Source organism: Arcicella sp. GW458-12-2-14-TSB2, assembly GCF_059423785.1.
The window spans coordinates 42732-63361 of record NZ_JBWKYN010000005.1 but is presented as its reverse complement, the minus strand read 5'-3'; the positions used below and the strand labels follow the sequence as shown (position 1 = coordinate 63361).

Below are 20630 nucleotides of genomic sequence, written 5' to 3'. Positions count from 1 at the left end.
TGGTTTCGAGGGCTTTTATTTTATATTTGCAACACACTATTTACTAATTTCTAACATTGCTTTTAAAGCTTTCAATGCTGGAACTCTAACCTCTTCTGGTACCTGAATTTCTGGTAATTCATAGAACATAGCGTTGTATAATTTTTCCATTGTATTCATTTTCATGTATGGGCATTCTGAACAAGCACAAGAGTTTTTCTCATTAGCTGGCGCAGGAATAAGCTTTTTATGAGGCACAGCCATTTTCATTTTATGTAAAATACCTGCTTCCGTCGCCACAATAAACTCCTGACAGTCTGATGTTTGTACAAAGCTCAACAATGCTGTAGTCGAACCCACAAAATCAGCTTGAGATAAAATCACCTCTTTACATTCTGGGTGAGCAATCAACAACGCATTAGGGTTTTCTTCTTTGGCTTTCTTTAATTTCTCTAAAGAAATATCAATATGAACGATACAAGCACCTTCCCACAAAATCAATTCACGCCCTGTTTTCTTGGCTACATATCTGCCTAAATTAGCATCAGGTGCAAAAATAATTTGCTTATCAGCAGGAATCGATTCTACTACTTTTACCGCATTGGATGAAGTACAGATAATATCGGTCATGGCTTTGATATCGGCCGTGCAATTAATATAACTTACTACTACCGCATCAGGATACTTTGCTTTAAAGGCGGCAAATTCTTCTTTGGGAGCAGCATCTGCCAAAGAACAACCCGCATTTAAATCTGGCAAAACCACCTTTTTATTAGGGTTTAAAATTTTAGCTGTTTCGCCCATGAAGTGTACTCCACAGAATACAATCATATCTGCATCTGTTTGCTCTGCCGCCTGTGCTAACCCCAAACTATCCCCTAAAAAATCTGCGATTTCCTGAATCTCAGCATCAACATAATAGTGTGCTAAGATTACCGCATTTTTTTCCTTTTTCAGTTTTAAAATTTGTTCCTTTAAATCTTCTCCTTTAAAGGGCACCGAGCGACTCACATAGCCTACTCTTTGTGATTCATCTAATAAATTCATTGTTAAAATTTTATACCGTAAGAAAAGACATCTTTTATTAATTGGGGACAAATTTCTCTCCTATTCACCAATCACTAATGACGCTAGTATGCTTTTAAACTCAAATCTAAACTATTTACATGGTGTGTTAAAGCACCACAAGAAATATAATCTACCCCACATTCAGCATATTGTCTGACGGTTTTTTCATTGATGCCTCCAGATGCCTCCGTAGGATATTTTCCATCAATCAATCGTACTGCTTCACGCAAATCTTCAAAAGAAAAATTATCTAGCATAATTCTATGGATATTGCCTATAGCTAAAACCTCTTGAAGCTCTGTTAAGTTTCTTACTTCAATTTCTATTCTTAAATCACGGCCTGTTTCTTTCAAGTATTCATTAGCTTGGGTAATAGCATTTTTAATACCTCCAGCATAATCAACATGGTTATCTTTAATCAAAATCATGTCGAACAAGGCATAACGATGATTTTCTGCTCCGCCTATCTTACAAGCCCACTTTTCGCAAAGTCGAAAATTGGGTGTTGTCTTACGGGTATCTAATAATTTTGTAGTTGTTCCTTCCAACAACTTCACCATAGAGGCTGTATAAGTAGCAATACCCGACATTCGCTGCATACAATTTAGTACTAGTCGTTCTGCTTTAAGAATAGATTGCGAAGAACCTGCAACCGTTAAAACAACTTCTCCTTTTTTAATTGCTACGCCGTCTTTAAGCAATATTTGTACTTCCAGTGCAGTATCTACCTCTTCAAAAATCATTGTTGCCAAATCCACTCCTGCTAAGATTCCGTCTTCCTTCACAAGCAATCTTGCTCGTCCAGTAGCAGTACTTGGAATGGTTGATAATGACGTATGGTCACCATCACCAATATCCTCGGCTAGGGCTGTTTGAATGAATTTCTTGATATATATTGGTTCTAAATAATTAAACATTTCTGAGCAATTTATGAATGATGGCTCAAAAGTAAGAAATATTTTCAAACAGGCAGAACAATTATTTTAAGTCAGAATTTGGAAATACCAAACAAAAAGTGATAGTTTTGTAATTCAAAATGCAAAAAAATTCTCACATAGCTCGTTTGGTAAGCGTCTTTTTTATGTCGCTGGTTATTGTATTTACCGTTTTTGGTAAAACAATCAATGCTTCACAAAGAAGCCAAATAGCGGTATCTAAAGTCAAAACAGAACAAACTCAGGATAATACTACGCCTAAGCAATGTTCTATTTCAGAGCTTTCTGTGATGCAGGTTTCCGTACCTGTCAATATTGATTTTGCACAAGAATTTATTTTTAGTCCCTGCGAATTTGCTTTTTTATCAGTACAACGCCCTATTCAAGCGGTTCAAGATTTAGCATTTCGCCTACCTCATCTTGAAGTTCTCTTCGAACATTTTATCGTTACCAACGCCCCATAATTTTTCTCGTACATATTTTTGATAGATTCCCTATCAAAGTAAAGACGTTTTGCCATGTCTGGCTAAGCAGTTACAACCCTAATCATTCGTTTATTTACTCACAATTACTTTTTCCCTACAAAAATGCGTTATAAAAGTGCCATAGTTTGGCTGACTGGAATTATTTCAGCCTTATGTCTATTTTTTCTTTCATTCACATGGAAAGCAAGCTCAGTTCGTGAAGATGCTCTTGCTTATGCTACTTCAAAATCTGGTGAATTAGATCCTGCTAAGAAAACCCACTATATTGATTCTTTGTGGAAACAACCTATCTATTTAGGCTTTACATTACAAGAAGTAACCACTTATGCATTGCATAAAGGTTTGGACTTAGAAGGTGGTCTTCATGCCGTGTTAGAGGTTTCTCCTGTAGAAATTCTTCGTGCATTATCAGGCAAAAGCAATGACCCTAACTTTATCAAAGCACTTGATCTAGCAACTGCTGCACAAGCAACTTCGACAAAAACATTCAATGATTTGTTTTATGAAGCATTTGCAAAAATTGCTCCGAATCAAAGATTGGCAACTATTTTTGCTAATTCAATTAACCGTGAAAAATTAAATTCTAATTCTTCTGATTCACAAGTAAAGAAAGTAATTAACGACGAAATTGATGGTGCTGTTGATCGTGTTTACAAAACGATTCAAACGCGTATTGATAAATTAGGGGTTGCCAACCCGAACATTCAACGCTTGCCAGGTACCAACCGTATCCAAGTTGAATTACCAGGTGTTGATAATCCAGAACGTGCTAGAAAATTATTATCTGCTGCTTCAAAATTAGAATTTATCGAAGTAGCTGAGATTTCAGAATGGGGTCCTGGGCTAAATGCTTTAGGAGAATATTTGACTGCAGAAGAAAAAGCTAAAAAAGCGGCTACTGCTACTAAAACTACAGCAACAGATACAACTAAAGCAAGCGGCTTAGCTAGCCAGCTATCTGGTGCAGCGAAAGTAGCCAAGAAAGATTCTGCTACGAAAGATACTACTGCAGGTTCAGCACTTACTAAACTGTTCTTGCCTTTGGATGGACAAGGAAGATCTTGGGGTGTTTTCCGTAAAGATACTGCTCGTGTAAACGAATTATTCAGACGCCCAGAAGTAAAAATCATGTTCCCTTCTGACCTTCAATTCGCTTGGAATGCGATAGGAATTCCTGCTACAAATGGTGACGAAATTATTCCTTTTGAATTCTTGAAAAAAGCTGAAGGACAAAAAGCACCTTTAGATGGAGAAGTAATCACGGATGCCTCACAGGATTTTGACCAAAATGGTCGTCCAGAAGTAACCATGAGTATGAATGGTACTGGTGCTAGAATCTGGAAAAACTTAACAGCTGCGAATGTTGGAAAACGTATTGCTATTGTATTAGACAACTATGTTTATTCTGCACCAAACATCAATGGTGAAATTGCTGGTGGTCGTTCTTCTATCTCTGGTTCATTCACAGTTGAACAAGCAAAAGATTTAGCCAACGTTATTAAATCAGGTAAGTTATCAGCGCCTACTCGTATTGTTGAAGATGCTTTTATTGGGCCTTCATTAGGTGCTGAAGCTATCAACCAAGGATATTTCTCGATGGCATTAGGTTTATTATTAGTTGTTGTCTTCATGATTGGCTATTATGGAAGCCCAGGATGGATGGCTAATGCTGCCCTTTTATTCAACGTATTCTTTATTGCTGGTGTATTGGTACAAATTCAAGCAGCATTAACATTGCCAGGTATTGCGGGTGTTGTATTAACATTAGGGATGGCCGTAGATGCCAACGTATTGATTAATGAACGTATCCGTGAAGAATTACACCAAGGAAAAGGTTTGTTAGAAGCTATTAAACTAGGCTATGAAAAAGCACTTTCTGCCATCATTGATGGTAACGTAACAACCATTATTATTGGGGTTATTTTAATTTACTTTGGTTCAGGTTCTGTAAAAGGATTCGGTGTTACTTTGTGTATAGGTTTGATTACTTCTGTATTTACTGCTGTTTTCGTTTCTCATGTATTAGTAGAATGGATGGCAAAACGTGCTATCAAAGCTGGTAAAGAGAAAGACGTTACTTTTGAAACATTCATTTCAAAAGACCTTTTCAAAGGAATGAACTTTGACTTTATCGGAAAACGTAAATATTCTTATTGGTTCTCATGGGGTTTAATTGCAGTAGGTGCTATTGTATTAATTATCCAAGGTGGTTTTAACTTAGGCGTTGATTTCAAAGGTGGTCGTTCTTATGTAGTTGAATTATCTAAGCCTGTAGAAGCTGGAACAATTAAAGATGGTTTGGCTGATAGCTTTGAAGGTAAAGGTGTTGAAGTAAAAACTTTCAACGGTGATACTAAATTGAAAATTACTACTGCTTACTTGGTAGAAGATGAATCTATTCAGGCTAACCAAAAAGTACGTAAGGCTTTAGAGAATGGATTGAAGAAATTTGCGGATGCCAAACCTACGATTGTTTCAGAATCTAAGGTAGGTGCAACCATTGCTGATGATATTTTAAGACAGTCCTTCGTTTCTATTTTCTATGCTTTAGTAGGTATCTTTATTTATATTCTATTGCGTTTCCGTAAATGGCAGTATTCATTGGGTGGTATCATCGCTCTTTTACACGATGCATTAGTAGTATTAGGAATGGTTGGTATTACTCGCCTATTCGGTTTTGAATTAGAGGTTGACCAAATCTTTATTGCTGCTATTCTGACGGTAATTGGTTACTCTATTAACGATACCGTGGTAGTATTTGACCGTATTCGTGAAGAAATCGGCGTTGATGCAGACCTTAGTGATAAAGAATTGATGATTAAGACAATCAACCAGTCTATCAACCATACAATGAGCCGTACCGTAATGACAGCCACTACAGTATTCTTGGTAGTAACGGTATTATTATTATTCGGTGGAGATATTCTAAGAGGCTTCTCTTTTGCTATGTTCATTGGTGTTGTGTTTGGTGCTTATTCTTCAATCTTCGTAGCTGCACCAATCGTTATCGATTTAGGTACAGGCAAGAAAAAAGTTGCCCCTGCTTCAAAAGCTTAATTTATAATTCAAAAGACCTGCTAGTTTCATTACTTGCAGGTCTTTTTTTGTTTTGAGACGAAATATTCTGTATCTTCAAAGATGTTTAAACAAAATATACTTTCGTATAATTAGACATTTGTACTTTTTTAGGAAGAAAAGTTTTTCTTTGATACAAAAAGCTTATTAATCAAGTAACCAAAATCTAAAAATCACTTCAAATTCACACAAAAACTAAAACCCTATGAGCAACAGTATTTGGCGTAAAAAACCTATGTCAGCATATGAAGCTGATATTAAAAATAATAAATTAAATAAAGTGCTGGGTAAATGGAGCCTTACAGCAATCGGTATCGGAGGTATCATTGGTGGGGGTATCTTCGTATTAACAGGTACCGCTGCACATTATCATGCTGGGCCTGCTTTGGCATTATCATTTGTTGTAGCAGGAATTGGTTGTGTTTTTGCTGCATTATGTTATTCCGAGTTTGCCTCAATGCTACCTGTAGAAGGTTCTGCTTATGCGTATGCATACGGCACAATGGGCGAAATTTTTGCATGGATAATTGGCTGGGGGTTAATTCTCGAATATGCTATGGGAGCAATGACCGTCGCCGTAAGTTGGTCCGGCTACTTTAATAAGCTACTGCACCTCTTCGGCATTACGATGCCCTATTATTTAACTAATGACCCTTTTTCTGGTGCTCAGTACGCCATTGATAATAATATCACAGAACCCGCATCATTTTCTTTTAACTTGCCTGCTTTCTTGATTACATGGCTTGTTACTTGGATTCTAGTAAAAGGTGTTAAAGAAGCTGCTAACACCAATAACTTAATTGTAATTCTTAAATTATCAGCTATCTTATTTGTTATCATTGTAGGTATATTCTTCGTAAATGTTGATAACTGGCATCCATTTATCCCAGAACCAGAAATGGTAAAACATGCAGATGGTAAGATGCAAGAAGCCTATGGTATCAAAGGTATTCTAAGCGGTGCGGCAGCTATCTTCTTTGCTTACATTGGTTTCGACGTTGTTTCTACTTCAGCAGGTGAAGCGATTAATCCTAAAAAAGATATCCCATTTGCCATTATTGCTTCTTTAGCTATCTGTACTTTATTGTACATTTTAGTATCATTAGTACTTACTGGTATGCTTAACTACAAAGATATTACAGGCGATGCACTAAAAGCTCCAGTAGCTTATGCTTTCGACCAAGTAGGACAGCCTTGGGCAGTATTTATCATCACAACGGCTGCTACTGTAGGTTTGGTGTCTGTAATGTTGGTGATGATGCTTGGACAAACGCGTGTATTCTTAGGAATGGCAAAAGATGGTTTATTACCTGATTTCTTCAGCAAAATTCACCCTACTTTCCAAACTCCTTGGAAAAGCACATTGTTAGTAGGTTTAGTAGTTTCTTTAGTAGCCTCATTTACCCCTATTGGTGTATTAAGTGATATGACTAGCTTCGGAACGCTTTTTGCCTTTGCTATGGTTTGTTTAGCCGTATTAATTTTGCGTCAGCGTGAACCAAATCGCGATCGTCCTTTCAAAACTCCTTTATTAGTAGTTATTGCTCCGCTTGGTATTATTACCAATGTGGCGTTAATGTCATTATTAGATAGCAAAGCTCAATTATTTGCATTTGTTTGGATGGGAATTGGACTAATAGTTTATTTCATTTATAGCAAAAGCAAAAGTAACCTCAACGAAATAGAATAATATATTATTCTCATAGTTTGATTTTCAGACCTCACAGAAAACAAAATTCTGTGAGGTTTATTTTTTTATGAGTAATTTTGCGACTTGATTAGTTTTTTAGGACTGAGTTATTATTCCTCAGTCACTTATTTATAGATTGACAATGGCAACCATACAAGAAGAAATACATAAACGCCGTACTTTCGGTATTATCTCTCACCCCGATGCAGGGAAAACTACGCTCACAGAAAAATTGCTTTTATTTGGTGGAGCTATCCAAACGGCTGGTGCAGTAAAATCAAATAAAATTAAAAAAGGAGCAACCTCCGATTTCATGGAGATTGAGCGCCAGAGAGGTATTTCGGTTGCTACTTCGGTAATGACTTTTGAATACAACAATCTTAAAATCAATATTCTAGATACACCAGGTCACAAAGACTTTGCTGAAGATACTTATAGAACTTTAACTGCCGTTGACTCAGTTATTTTGGTTATCGACTGTGTAAAAGGGGTTGAAGAGCAAACAGAAAGATTGATGGAAGTTTGCAGGATGAGAAATACGCCTGTAATTGTTTTCATCAATAAAATGGATAGAGAAGGGCAAAATCCTTTTGATTTATTAGATGAATTAGAGCAAAAACTGAACATCAAAGTACGTCCACTTACTTGGCCTATTAATATTGGTTCAAACTTCAAAGGTGTTTATAATATCTATGAAAAGTCGCTGAATATTTTCAATGCCAACAAAACTAAAATTGAGAAAGAAGTAGTGGCTGTTGACATTTGGTCAGAGGAATTAGATAAGAAAGTAGGAGAAAAAGATGCGAATCAATTACGTGAAGATATTGAATTGATTGAGGGAGTTTATGGCGATTTTGACAGAAGTGTTTATCTGTCTGGAGAAATAGCACCTGTATTCTTTGGTTCTGCTGTTAATAATTTTGGTGTACAAGAATTACTTGATACTTTCACTGAAATAGCACCAAGTACACAAGCCAGAAAAACAGACGTAAGAATTGTTGAACCAGAAGAGAAAAAATTTACTGGTTTTATCTTTAAGATTCACGCTAATCTAGACCCTAAACATCGTGATAGAATTGCCTTCTTGAGGGTATGTTCAGGAACATTCGAGCGTAATAAATTCTACAAGCACGTTCGTTTAGATAAAAACCTTCGTTTCAACAATCCATATAATTTTATGGCTCAGGAAAAGGAAGTAATTGACGAAGGCTTCCCAGGTGATGTAGTGGGTTTATACGATACTGGTAACTTTAAAATTGGAGATACCCTGTCAGAGGGGGAAATCTTACAATACCAAGGTATCCCGAGTTTCTCGCCTGAAATATTCAAGGAATTGATGAACCTAGATCCGATGAAATCGAAACAGTTGGAAAAAGGGATTCAACAATTGACAGACGAAGGAGTAGCACAGTTATTTGTACAACCACATTTAGGAAATAGAAAAATAGTAGGTACAGTTGGAGAACTTCAATATGAAGTAATTCAGTATCGTTTAGAACACGAATATGGTGCAAAATGTCGTTTTGACCACCGTGATATTGCCAAAGCTTGTTGGGTAACTTCAGACGACGAGAAGAAGTTAACAGAATTTGTTCGTTTAAAGGCACAAAATATTGCCCAAGATAAAGATGGAAATTTTGTTTTCTTGGCAGAATCTGAGTGGATTTTAAGGATGAACATTCAGAATAATCCTGATATTCAATTCCACTTTACCTCAGAATTCAAGAGAGCAGTAGAAGTATAAAACAAAAATGGCGAGAAAAATTTCTCGCCATTTTTGTTTAAATATGTGTTTTTTACTTCAAGCCCAAATCTTCTTGAATAGCCGAAACTTTCAATTTTAATTTAGCCAATACTGTTTCAAAGTCCTCCGCTTTTTCTAAAGGCTCGTTTACAGAAACATAAAATTTGATTTTAGGCTCAGTACCTGAAGGACGAGCAGATACTTTTGTACCATCTGCTAAAACCAATTGAATTACGTTTGAAGCTTCCATACCCAATCCAGTTGGAATATTAGTTACTGCTCCAGACTTCAAATCAGTTGAAGTAAGATTGGTATAATCAATTACCGTTACTGGTTCAGAACCTGCTACTGTTGCTGGCACATTGCTACGCAAATCAGCCATCATTTTCTGAATTTCTTCCGCTCCTGCTTTTCCTTTTTTCGTTAATGAAATCAAGCCTTCGTAATAGAAATTATTTTCCATATACATGCTCGTCAAGAAATCAAATAACGACTTGCCATTATCTTTAGCATAAGCTGTTAATTCAGCAATCATGGCACATGAAGCAATGGCATCTTTATCACGAACGGCATCACCAATTAAATAGCCATACGACTCTTCGCCACCCCCAATAAATTTTTCTTTACCTTCCAACTCACGAATTACAGCAGCAATAAATTTAAAGCCTGTTAAAGTATTATAACATTTAACGCCTTGTGTTTCGCACATTTTATCAATGATGTTGGTCGTAACGATGGTTTTAGCAACAAATTCTTTGCCCGTCAGTTTTCCAGCTTTTTTCCAAGCATCTAATAAGTAATAGATAATCAAACTTGCCATTTGGTTACCATTCAACAACACCCATTCTCCTGCTGGATTTTTTACCGCCGCCCCTACTCTGTCAGCATCAGGGTCTGTAGCGATTACCAAATCAGCATCAATTTCTTTGGCCAAGTTCATGGCTAAAGTCATTGCTTCTGTTTCTTCTGGGTTTGGATAAATTACCGTTGGGAAATCTCCGTTAGGTTCAGCTTGAGCTTCAACTACGTTAACATCTTCAAATCCCAACAATTTTAACGCTTTTGGTACAAGAGTAATACCTGTTCCGTGAATAGACGAATACACAATTTTCAAGTCTTTCTGACGCGTAATTACATCAGGGTTGATTGAATTTGCTTGAATAGTTTTCAAATATTCTGCATCAATTTCTTCGCCGATTAACGTAATTAAATCTGGATTACCCGTAAAATTGATTTCATCTACTGATTGGATTTTTTTTACTTCAGCAACAATATTCTTATCGTGTGGTGCTACTACCTGCGAACCATCATTCCAATAAGCTTTGTAACCATTGTATTCACGAGGGTTATGCGAAGCCGTAATCACTAGCCCTGCATTACACCCTAAGTGTCTCACTGCAAAAGATAATTCAGGCGTTGGACGTAATTCTTTAAATAAAAACACTTTTATGCCATTGGCCGAAAAAATATCCGCAGCTACTTTAGCAAAAAATGAAGCATTATTTCTTGAATCATGAGCGATAGCCACGCTAATGCTTTCTCCTGTGAAATTCGCTTTTAGGTAATTAGCAAATCCTTGTGTAGCCGAACCAACAGTATATTTGTTCATACGGTTTGAACCTACACCCATTTCACCACGCATTCCACCCGTTCCAAACTCTAGGTCTTTATAAAAAGAATCTGTTAACTCTGTCTCTTTTCCTTCATCTAAAAGTTGTTGGATTCTGGCTTTGGTATCTGCATCATAGTTTCCCGAAAGCCACAAGTTGATTTTTTCTTGGGTAAGTGCGTCTAAGCTAGCGATCATAATATTATTTGTTAAGTTAAAGTCTGAGATTTTTCGACCAACAAATATAAAAATTATTTATTGTTTTGAGTACTGTTCTATAGCTTTAGTCGATTGCGATTTATTGAACGGTAATTTTTAGGAATAAGCCAATAAAAAATAGGGTTTTATAAAAGAAGAAGGTTCTTTGGCTCCTGGTTATACTTAATTAAGCGTTAAATAACGTTATGGTATCGTTATTTTGCCTCACATTTAAAGGGTTAAAGAACAAATAAAAACTTCCCTGTGCCCAAATACGAGCGAGACGCTCTTTTAGATTTGGAGTTGTAGGATAATATATGACAAGATAGATATTTTTTAGTTATTCTTACTTGGGGTTTTAATCAACTATCTTTCTTGGGTTTCCAATAATTTCTTCCACGAAATATTGAAACAGGCGAAGAATCATAGTATAACCCTTCTAACCTATCTACGAAAAATCTATGTACTCTATTCCCATTACTATCCAATTTAAATTCAGGTGGTAACATTAGATACTCAGCAAATTTCAATCTGTATATCCCTCCAATAGTAATTTTCTTTTGCCCCTTTTTAATACAAGATTCAGAATCCTCGGAAGAAATCTTATAGGTATAAATCGTATATATCTGATAATTAGAGACGTTTTGTAAGTTAATTACATACTGTACTTCTGTTGAATCTATCCCCATAACCCTATAACGAGGACCTTTTGCATATAAAATATGGGATGCAACAATGAAAAGGTAAATTAAAAGTAGCTTTCTCATTTTTAGTTAGAATTAAAATAGTTTTTTACTTTTATCTGTAGTGTTATTTTTAATGTAATAGTCTATTATTAAAGCTAGTATACATATTACCGTCAATCGCTATACAGCTATTCTATATAGTATTTCTACCCGCAACTATTATGAGGTTGCACTACTTCTTTTTTAAAAATAGTTATATTTACCTATACTAATGTGTAAAATAAAAATTATCTTTAGTATTGAATACTCTTCTATTATTTCAACAAATACTTATTAGTAAGCGAAGTTTTTTAGTGATAACAAAATAAAAACCATGTTTTGTCAAAAAAAACGCAACAAAAGACTAGTAATATATGTTAATTTTAAAATAATAAATTATCAATATTCGTTTATATATTGATTAAAGAGTATGAGTTCTAAAGTAAAGTTAAACCTACTAGATTCATTTTTTTTCTAACTAAACATTCGAAACTTTAAAAAACAAAATCAACAACATGAACAGAAAACTACTAATGATTTTTGTACTGATGCTGACTTTAACGCTAAAAATGGCGGCTCAGGACAGAATTATCTCCGGAAAAGTGACTTCGTCAGAAGATGGGGCAGTACTCCCAGGTGTAAGTGTGTCGGTTAAGGGTACATCCAAAGGAACAACTACTGGTGCGGATGGTTCGTATAAAATTAGTGTTCCTAATAGTGCAACACTATCTTTTAGCTTTGTAGGCTTTATTAAGCAAGATGTATCTGTTGGCACAAAGACAATTGTCAATGTAGCATTGGTACAAGATTTTACTGATATTGAAGAAGTAGTTGTAGTAGGTTATGGTACTACTAAAAAGCAAAACCTTACTGCATCACAAGCCAATATTTCTGGTAAAGCCCTAGAAGGTAAACCAGGAGGTAGCACTTTTGATAATCTTTTACAAGGTAAAGCTGCAGGTTTGCAGATAACTTCGGTAAATGGTCGTCCTTCAGGTCAATCATTCATTCGTATTCGTGGAGAAGGCTCATTATCTGCAGGTTCACAGCCATTGGTTGTTATTGATGGTGTACCTGTATCAAACAGTGAAGCTCAAGGGGGTATCAACATTTTAAATACGCTTAATCCTAACGAAATCGAAGATGTTCAAGTATTAAAAGATGCTTCTTCAGCGGCTATCTACGGTTCAAGAGGTGCTAATGGTGTAATCTTGGTAACTACCAAACAAGGAAAAAAAGGATTACCAAAACTTACTTATTCTTTCCAAGCAGGTTATTCTGAAAAAACACCAGATAATTTTAAAATGATGACTTTTGATGAAAAGCTTCGTTATGAAAAAGAATTAGGCTATACAAACCAATATTTTCAAGAAAATGGCGTTGACGACATCACAACTTTGACGGATGCTCAATACCAAACTGAGCTGGCTAAACTTACAGCTGGTAAAACAGATTGGTTTAAAACACTTTTACAAAAAGGCCAATTAAGAACACATCGTTTTGGTATTAGTGGTGCGAACGATTCTTTTTCTTATAATATTGGTTTTCAGAATTCTAAAATAGGAGGAATTGTAAATGGTTCTAATTCTGACCTAAATACGGGAAGATTGAACCTTGAATACCGTGCTTCAAAATGGTTAAAAACAGGTAGTAATATCCAGTTCTCTACTATTCAAACAAATGAGCAAAGAGACCGTTATAATGTTCAGAACCCATTTTATGCCATTTATGCCTATAATGCTTATGAACCTGAATACAATACAGATGGTAGCTATAATCTAACGGCTAATGGGTTCAGTATTTCTGAAGCAATTAAAAATAATACTGAAAATCAGAAAATCGTTAGCGGTTTAGGTAGTTTTTATTTAGCTTTAACGCCCATCAAAGATTTGGAAGTGCGTTCTCAGATTGGACTTACACTTACTGACTACGCTAGAGAATACTATATCAAACCAAACTCTATTTTAGATCAGTACGTAGGTGACCCTTCGGCTAGAGGTTCAAAGACTGACAATGGCTTCCAGAATTTCAACTATGTTTTTACAAATACTGCTACTTATACTAAGTCTATAGACAATACTCATAATTTCAAAGTATTAGGTGGTATAGAGTTTACCAGAGATAGAGTTAGCTCATATTCTTTGTCATCAAAAGGCTTCCCATCAGACAAAGTTAGTACACAAGACAATGCCTCTACCCCTACTGGAGCCACAACTGGTAAGCAAGATTGGGCTTTGTATTCACTTTTTGGACGTATTAACTACGATTTCAATCAAAAGTATTTCTTAGATTTATCTGCTCGTCGTGATGGTTCTTCGCGTTTTGGTAAGAACAACCGTTATGGTTTATTTGGTGCAGTAAGTGCAGGTTGGCATTTAGAAAAAGAAGCATTCATTCAAGATTTAACTTTTATTAATTCCTTAAAACTAAGAGCAAGTTATGGTATAACTGGTAACGACCGTATCGGTAACTATACCTCATTAGGCCTGTACCGTTATAGTAGTTATGGTTTAACATCAGCTACCTTTCCGTCACAAGTAGATAACCCAGATTTAACTTGGGAAAAATTGGCTGCTACTGATATTGGTATTGATTTTTCTATCTTGAATAATCGTCTTTATGGTACTGTAGATTGGTATAATAAAAACAACTCTTCATTGCTTTACGATCGTCCTTTATCAGCAACAACGGGTTTCCAAGTAAGAACTGAAAATGTTGGTGCGGTACAAAACAGAGGGATGGAGTTTACGGTAGGATATAAAATTATTGATACAAAAGACTTGAAATGGGATGTAAATGTTAATTATTCAATCAACAAAAATAAAGTTACTGCTTTGACAGAGGATGAACTCAATCGTCCGGGTGGACTTTCAAAGTTAAAAATCGGACAACCTATCGATGTTTACTTTATGACGCGTTATGCAGGTGTGAATCCACAAACAGGTGCACAACAATTCTACAGCAAAACTGGTGAGGTTGTTGAACAATACCTTGCATCAGATGCAGTGATTTTAGAAGGAAAATCTCGTTTAGCTACTCGTTTTGGTAATTTCCATACAGATATTAGTTACAAAGGCATTTCATTAGGGGCTGATTTATATTATTCGGGTGGTAATTACATATATAACTCTATGTGGAATGACTTAACTTCAGACGGTGAATCTATCTATAATAATCAAGCAGCTGATGCTTTGAATTATTGGAAAAAACCTGGTGATACTGGTGTTTTGCCTGTACCAACTGGAATTAGTTACACTACAGACCGTTATTTACAAAAAGGTGATTTTATTCGTTTAAGAAATGTTACTTTAGGATACACTATTCCTTCATCTATTACCAGAAAAGCTAAAATACAATCAGTTAGAATTTATGCACAAGCACAAAACTGGTGGTATCATGCATTTGAAGCAAAAGGTGACCCAGAAGTTGGTTTTGGTCAAGCAGAAAGCACTGGTGGACAAACGGTAGGTTTATTCCGTGGGTATAGCTATCCAGTAACACGTCAATTAACATTCGGCATTGATTTAACCTTCTAAATTCATCCATTAAACAGACTTACAAAATATGAAAAAATATATTTTAACTCTTAGCATTTTTGCTCTGATCGGAGTAACAAGCTGCAGTGACAAAGAACTTGAATTAGGTCCATATAACTCAGTAACTGATACACAGGCATTTGAAACAGAATCTGATTTTACCAATGCAGCACAAGGTATGTATGCTCGTGCAGTAAATGGTTTATCAGGTTTATCAGGTAGTTCATATTATGCTGGTTCATCAATTAGCCTTCCTGATATTATGTCAGACAATGCTATCATGTGTCGTACAGGTCGTTTGTCAAATCGTTTTTTCCAAGAATGGCGTTATAACGGTGATATTGCTTGGGATTTATGGACTCAGGCTTATTCATCTATTCGTAGAGCCAACGGTATTTTGGTCAATATCAACAAATTAGCAGATGGCACGGCAAAGAATAACTTTAAAGGAGAAGCTTTGGCAGTAAGAGCATTAGCTCATTTTGATATGGTTAAATTATACGGAAAAGCTTTTACACAAGCAAATGATGCTGATTTAGGTATTCCTTATGTAACTAGTACTGACCCTAGTGCAAGACCTGCTCGTGAAACAGTTAAGTCTAATTATGCTAAAATTGAAGCAGATTTGTTAGAAGCTGCAACCTTAATTGGAAGTGCAAATGGCATTTATCGTTTTAATAAAGCAGCAGTCTATGCCCTACTTTCACGTTTGTATTTGTATGAAGGTCAATGGCAAAAAGCCGCAGATTCAGCGACTCAATCATTAGCATTGAGTTCAAGTCCTGGATCAATTACTAATTTTACAAATATTTGGAAAGATGCAAGTAACGACGGTGTACTACTAAAATTACAAATTGTAGACAAGGATGCCGTTTCGCCAGGTGTTGAATATAGCCAAAGTTCTGCTTCGGGTGTTCGCTCTGAGTATGTAATTGATTATGATTTCTTTAAATTATACAAAGACAATGATGTCCGTAAAAATGCTTACATTGGTTCAAGTACTTTTAGTGGTTTAAAATATAACAACATCATTAAGTATTTTGGTCGTGCTACAGGGAATGCCAACGTTGTTGACCCTAAGGTAATCAGAGTAGCAGAGGTATTATTGAATCGTGCAGAGGCTTTGGCTCAATTAAACAAAGATGCCGATGCGTTAAAAGATTTGAATACTTTGAGAGCTAACCGTTATGTAGGATTTGTAGCTGCTGATAATCAAGAAGGTGGTAATGCGTTGAAAACTGAAATTGATTTACAAAGACGCCTTGAATTAGCATTTGAAGGTCATCGTTTCTTCGATATCAAACGTAAAGGATTAGCTATCAATCGTTCAAACTGGGGCGATAGAGCAGATGGTACTGGAACAACCTATAGTTTTAGAACATTGGCTGCAGGTGATGCTAGGTTTCAATTGCCTATTCCTACCAATGAAATTCGTACAAATGCGAACGTTGTTCAAAACCCTGGATATTAATAGTTGAAAATTATTTTATTAAAAAGGCTTTCTTAAATATAAAAAGAAAGCCTTTTTTTTCGTTTATCTAATAGCTATCTATGGATTAACTATGTTTCTAAAACCTTTATTAACTTCTATCAAAAATAGTTATTATCTTGTGTAGCAAACACTTCAAATTCTATTTAATAAGTCTCCTAAAATTTATTTTAATATGAGAAAATTATTACTTGCTACTCTAATAACCATGGGAAGCTTTGCTGCTTTCACTCAAAAAATCAAAATTGAGTCTATCCCAGGAACTCAGATTGTTGATTATGCACCAACACCTGAGCAAGCCAAAGAACGTGTTTTGCCAATGGGATATACCGAGATGATGAAAGCAAAACTAGAAGCAGATAAGAAAATAGCTGCTAATATTCGAAAATCTTCCACTCAAGCAGCTAATTTTCAAGTTTTTTACGAACAAGGCTCCAATTTATCCGCCGAGGTAAAAAGTGTTTTTGAAAGAGCTGCCGCAACATGGGCTAATGCACTAAATTCGGATGTGCCTATTAAAATTTTAGTACGCTGGCGGAGTCTAGCCTCTGGTGTATTAGGGTCAGCTGGTGCGTCAACTTATTATCGTAATTTTCCGGGAGCAGCTAAAGCAGGTACTTGGTATCCTATTGCCCTTGCCGAGAAAATGGCAAGAAAAGACCTTAATGGTACTGATCAACCAGATATTGTTGCTACTTTTAATTCTGACCGTACCGACTGGTACACGGGGGAATCTACTCCCACAAGATTACAATATGACCTGTATTCGGTTGTATTGCATGAATATGGACATGGACTTGGTTTTATAGGTACTTTTGGAGCAAGCGATACCGTAGCTGGTTGGGGGAGTGGTAGCTTTGTAGGTTCAGCAGGAATTTTTGACAATTTCATTGTTAATAGTGCAGGTGTATCATTGATTGACTCTACTACTATCGAAAATTTTTCTGCGGCTCTTCGTAAAGAAGTTGTAGGAGGCAAACTATTTTTAAATAGCCCTTCAGCGACAAAAGCGAATGCTAACAAACAGGCTAAATTATATGCTCCTACTACTTATAGTGCGGGTTCTAGTATTTATCACGTAGATCAAGCTACTTATCGTATCGGCGACCCAAATGCTTTAATGACCCCTTCTATTGCAGCTGGTGAAATGACACGAAGTATCGGGCCAATTGTATTAAACTTATTTGCAGATTTGGGTTGGATAAGTAGCTCTATCACCCATGACCCCTTGACTGATAATGAAGATACGAGCAAAGACTACATTTTTACAGCAAAAGTATTAGGAGATACTGCTATAAAAGATGGTTCTGTAAAGTTGTATATGACTACTACTAATAGCATTGCAGATGCCAAAGAAGTACCACTTACCAAAGCAGGCAATCAATATTCATATACATTACCAAAATCAACAGAGAGACGCAAAATTAGTTATTACTGGCAAGGTGAAGACTTAGCAGGCAGAAAATTAGCTACGCCCGCAGAGGCACCATTGAGTCCTAAAGGTTTTGCAAATTATTATCAGTTTACCATTGGAGCAGATACTGTAAAACCTGTTATTTCTTACACCAACAATATTTTTTCAATTTACAACACTGATACAGAGATAAAGCTTCCTGAAGGACAAGCCTCTGATAACATAGGTATTGACAGTGCTTATGTAGAATATTATATCAATGATGTAAAACAAACGCCCATTATATTGACCTATACTACTAGCGATAAAACCATTACTTTTAATGGTAGTTTTAAATTTACATTGGCTCAATTTAAAGGGAATGATGTAGTAAAATATCGCATCGTAGTAAAAGATAAAGCTAAGGCTAAGAATACACGCTTCTCGCCTGAAACTGGTTTTTATGAATTTAAAGTCTTGAAATTATTTCCTGCGGTAAATACTTACATCAATAATTTTGATACGTCGCCAGCAGCGCCTGATGATTTTTATCTAAAAGGTTTTACTTTCTCAAAACCCACAAACTTTACAAGTATTGCTTTAAACTCTGACCATCCTTATAAAAATGGTTCAGAAGAGACATTTGAAGTAGATGGAAATTTATTTACCAATTATATCGCTCAATTACTGAAACCAATTACTTTAAGAAGCGATACTGCTAAAATCTACTTTGATGAAATAGTACTAGTAGAACCTGGTGCAGATGGTGCAGTTTTCCCTGATAGAGATTTCTTTGATTATGTGGTAGTGGAAGGCTCTAAAGACAATGGTAAAACATGGCAGTGGTTCCAATCAGGTTGGGATTCAAATGATGACCCTGACTGGAAAAAAGCTTGGACTTCTTTAAATTTGGATAAAGATCAAAATTCAAAGGTAGTCGGCACGCCTAGTCTTTTTAGAAAAAGAGAAATAGATATGCTAACTTCTGGGGATTTCAAGGCGGGTGATAAGGTCTTGGTTCGTTTTAGATTGTTAGCTGACCCTCTTGCTTATGGATGGGGATGGACTGTCGATAACTTGAATATACAAGGGCCATCGGGCAAAGCTGTGATAGTAACGCCAACTGTATTAGGTAATGAACCAAGCAGTACAATTGAAGTAACTATTTCTCCAAACCCTTCACCTAATGGTGAATACAAACTAAAAGCGAGCTTTGCTAAAGCGACAAAGAGTGTAACCATTAATGTTGTAAATATCTTTGGGGTATCTGTCTTTAACGAACAACATACTAATTCGGGAAATGAGTTTAACCATACCATTAACCTAGCGAATCTTTCAAATGGCTATTATCTTTTAAAGCTTCAAACAGAAAATGGAATGATTAATAAAAAAATAGTTTTAGCTAAATAATTTTCAAAGAATAATAAAAATGAGCCTTTTTGTGTATTCAAAAAGGCTCATTTTTATTATGTTACATAACAATTTTTCACAAAAATGTTATAAGTCGAAACGCAATACCTTATCTTTGCCAAGATTTTGCATTTCCTAGAAATGTATTAACCGCAATTATATATTGAAACAAAAGGCTTTCAATCATTAACATTCGAATCTAGCAATCATAAAATATGTCTTGGTTTACCAGAAAAGATAAGGGTATTTTAACCCCTACCGAATCAAAACGTGAAGCTCCAGACGGGCTTTGGTATCAATGCCCATCTTGCAAAAAAGCAATGCACACTCGTGAACATAAGTTGTTCGCTTATACTTGTTCAAACTGCAATTATCATGAAAAGATTGGCTCTCAAGAATACTTTGAGATTCTTTTCGATCAAACAAAATATACAGAATTGGATGCCATGCTTTCTTCTGGCGACCCTCTGGAGTTTGTAGATACAAAACGTTATCCTGATCGTATTAAAGCTACTGAAAAGAAAACAGGCTTGAAAGATGCCGTAAGAACTGCTCATGGTAAAGTAAATGGCATTGAAATGGTAGTTTCTGCGATGGACTTTTCATTTATTGGCGGTTCAATGGGTTCTGTAGTAGGTGAAAAAATTGCTCGTGGTATCGACTATGCTCTTGCACACAAAATTCCATTCTTAATGATTTCTCGTTCGGGTGGTGCAAGGATGATGGAAGCTGGGTTCTCGTTAATGCAAATGGCGAAAACTTCTGCCAAATTAGCTTTATTAGCCGAAGCAGGGATTCCTTATATTTCTTTATTGACAGATCCAACAACTGGAGGCGTAACGGCATCTTATGCCATGCTCGGAGATTTTAATATCTCTGAACCGGGTGCTTTGATTGGTTTTGCTGGACCACGAGTTATTCGTGAAACTATCGGTAAAGATTTACCAAAAGGTTTCCAAAGTGCAGAATTCGTATTAGAACACGGATTCCTTGATTTTATCGTGGATAGAAAAGATTTAAAAGATAAACTTTCATCTTTATTAGGGATGTTGGCGTAATAGCTTTAAGCCTTGAGCGATGAGCTTTGAGCATAAGAAGGGGTTGTCGATTTTGAATCGACAATCCCTTTTTTTGTTTATTGTTCAAAATAAAAGAAAGTCTTTAGGAAGTTTAAAATCTAAAAATTAAAAATTTATTTAGGAATTGTACGGAAAATACTCGTACATTTGCAAAGCTAATTCGAGGATTAATTCTGTTATGTTTTAAATTTGCTATTAATGATATTAAATATTTA

The 20630-nt window shown here is 35.8% G+C and carries 12 protein-coding genes; 8 read left to right on the top strand and 4 right to left on the bottom strand.

The annotated features are described in order from the left end of the window. Positions 1 to 36: 36 nt before the first annotated feature. Both nadA and nadC read right to left on the bottom strand, forming a co-directional pair. On the bottom strand, positions 37 to 1026 hold the full coding sequence (nadA, locus tag AC07XN_RS01355; RefSeq protein WP_309913049.1) for a quinolinate synthase NadA: 990 nt from the start codon (positions 1024 to 1026) through the stop codon (positions 37 to 39). A gap of 83 nt (positions 1027 to 1109) precedes the next feature. Next, positions 1110 to 1964 (bottom strand): carboxylating nicotinate-nucleotide diphosphorylase, encoded by an 855-nt coding sequence (nadC, locus tag AC07XN_RS01350; RefSeq protein ID WP_409014202.1) that lies wholly within the window; start codon positions 1962 to 1964, stop codon positions 1110 to 1112. Between the two features lie 119 nt (positions 1965 to 2083). Here nadC and AC07XN_RS01345 point away from each other — a divergent pair, with 119 nt between their 5' ends. The 4 genes from AC07XN_RS01345 to AC07XN_RS01330 all read left to right on the top strand — a co-directional run bounded on the left by AC07XN_RS01345 (position 2084) and on the right by AC07XN_RS01330 (position 8976). Then, on the top strand, positions 2084 to 2446 hold the full coding sequence (locus AC07XN_RS01345) for a hypothetical protein (protein WP_494741778.1): 363 nt from the start codon (positions 2084 to 2086) through the stop codon (positions 2444 to 2446). A 123-nt stretch (positions 2447 to 2569) separates the two neighbouring features. Then, positions 2570 to 5524 (top strand): protein translocase subunit SecDF, encoded by a 2955-nt coding sequence (gene secDF, locus AC07XN_RS01340; protein WP_494741777.1) that lies wholly within the window; start codon positions 2570 to 2572, stop codon positions 5522 to 5524. A gap of 223 nt (positions 5525 to 5747) precedes the next feature. Next, the gene (locus AC07XN_RS01335) at positions 5748 to 7232 is read left to right on the top strand and encodes an APC family permease (RefSeq protein WP_494741776.1); all 1485 of its coding nucleotides are present in this window, start codon (positions 5748 to 5750) and stop codon (positions 7230 to 7232) included. Between the two features lie 142 nt (positions 7233 to 7374). Then, positions 7375 to 8976 (top strand): peptide chain release factor 3, encoded by a 1602-nt coding sequence (locus AC07XN_RS01330; RefSeq protein WP_309913058.1) that lies wholly within the window; start codon positions 7375 to 7377, stop codon positions 8974 to 8976. Positions 8977 to 9028: 52 nt separating this feature from the next. On the opposite strand, the gene AC07XN_RS01325 is transcribed toward AC07XN_RS01330, so the two are convergent. After that, complete coding sequence (locus AC07XN_RS01325) at positions 9029 to 10783, bottom strand: phospho-sugar mutase (RefSeq protein ID WP_494741775.1); 1755 nt, start codon at positions 10781 to 10783, stop codon at positions 9029 to 9031. Between the two features lie 362 nt (positions 10784 to 11145). Further along, complete coding sequence (locus AC07XN_RS01320) at positions 11146 to 11472, bottom strand: hypothetical protein (RefSeq protein ID WP_494741774.1); 327 nt, start codon at positions 11470 to 11472, stop codon at positions 11146 to 11148. Between the two features lie 551 nt (positions 11473 to 12023). Between AC07XN_RS01320 and AC07XN_RS01315 the strand changes: the two genes are divergently transcribed. From AC07XN_RS01315 to accD, 4 genes are all read left to right on the top strand, one after another. Next, positions 12024 to 15044 carry a SusC/RagA family TonB-linked outer membrane protein gene (locus AC07XN_RS01315; protein WP_494741773.1) on the top strand — a complete coding sequence of 1007 codons (3021 nt, stop codon included), beginning with the start codon at positions 12024 to 12026 and terminating at the stop codon, positions 15042 to 15044. A gap of 28 nt (positions 15045 to 15072) precedes the next feature. Further along, a complete protein-coding gene (locus AC07XN_RS01310) occupies positions 15073 to 16515 on the top strand; it encodes a RagB/SusD family nutrient uptake outer membrane protein (RefSeq protein ID WP_494741772.1) in 1443 nt (480 codons plus the stop codon). A gap of 193 nt (positions 16516 to 16708) precedes the next feature. Beyond that, the gene (locus tag AC07XN_RS01305; RefSeq protein ID WP_494741771.1) at positions 16709 to 19336 is read left to right on the top strand and encodes a T9SS type A sorting domain-containing protein; all 2628 of its coding nucleotides are present in this window, start codon (positions 16709 to 16711) and stop codon (positions 19334 to 19336) included. Positions 19337 to 19551: 215 nt separating this feature from the next. Next, positions 19552 to 20394 carry an acetyl-CoA carboxylase, carboxyltransferase subunit beta gene (gene accD, locus AC07XN_RS01300; protein WP_309913072.1) on the top strand — a complete coding sequence of 281 codons (843 nt, stop codon included), beginning with the start codon at positions 19552 to 19554 and terminating at the stop codon, positions 20392 to 20394. The last annotated feature ends 236 nt before the right edge of the window (positions 20395 to 20630 follow it).

Bases quoted from the DNA above. Each gene is read 5' to 3' on its own strand.
- nadC (WP_409014202.1), bottom strand. From the start codon at position 1,964: ATGTTTAATTATTTAGAACCAATATATATCAAGAAATTCATTCAAACA.
- AC07XN_RS01320 (WP_494741774.1), bottom strand. From the start codon at position 11,472: ATGGGGATAGATTCAACAGAAGTACAGTATGTAATTAACTTACAAAAC.
- AC07XN_RS01315 (WP_494741773.1), top strand. From the start codon at position 12,024: ATGAACAGAAAACTACTAATGATTTTTGTACTGATGCTGACTTTAACG.
- AC07XN_RS01335 (WP_494741776.1), top strand. From the start codon at position 5,748: ATGAGCAACAGTATTTGGCGTAAAAAACCTATGTCAGCATATGAAGCT.
- nadA (WP_309913049.1), bottom strand. From the start codon at position 1,026: ATGAATTTATTAGATGAATCACAAAGAGTAGGCTATGTGAGTCGCTCG.
- AC07XN_RS01325 (WP_494741775.1), bottom strand. From the start codon at position 10,783: ATGATCGCTAGCTTAGACGCACTTACCCAAGAAAAAATCAACTTGTGG.
- AC07XN_RS01305 (WP_494741771.1), top strand. From the start codon at position 16,709: ATGAGAAAATTATTACTTGCTACTCTAATAACCATGGGAAGCTTTGCT.
- AC07XN_RS01345 (WP_494741778.1), top strand. From the start codon at position 2,084: ATGCAAAAAAATTCTCACATAGCTCGTTTGGTAAGCGTCTTTTTTATG.
- AC07XN_RS01310 (WP_494741772.1), top strand. From the start codon at position 15,073: ATGAAAAAATATATTTTAACTCTTAGCATTTTTGCTCTGATCGGAGTA.
- secDF (WP_494741777.1), top strand. From the start codon at position 2,570: ATGCGTTATAAAAGTGCCATAGTTTGGCTGACTGGAATTATTTCAGCC.
- AC07XN_RS01330 (WP_309913058.1), top strand. From the start codon at position 7,375: ATGGCAACCATACAAGAAGAAATACATAAACGCCGTACTTTCGGTATT.
- accD (WP_309913072.1), top strand. From the start codon at position 19,552: ATGTCTTGGTTTACCAGAAAAGATAAGGGTATTTTAACCCCTACCGAA.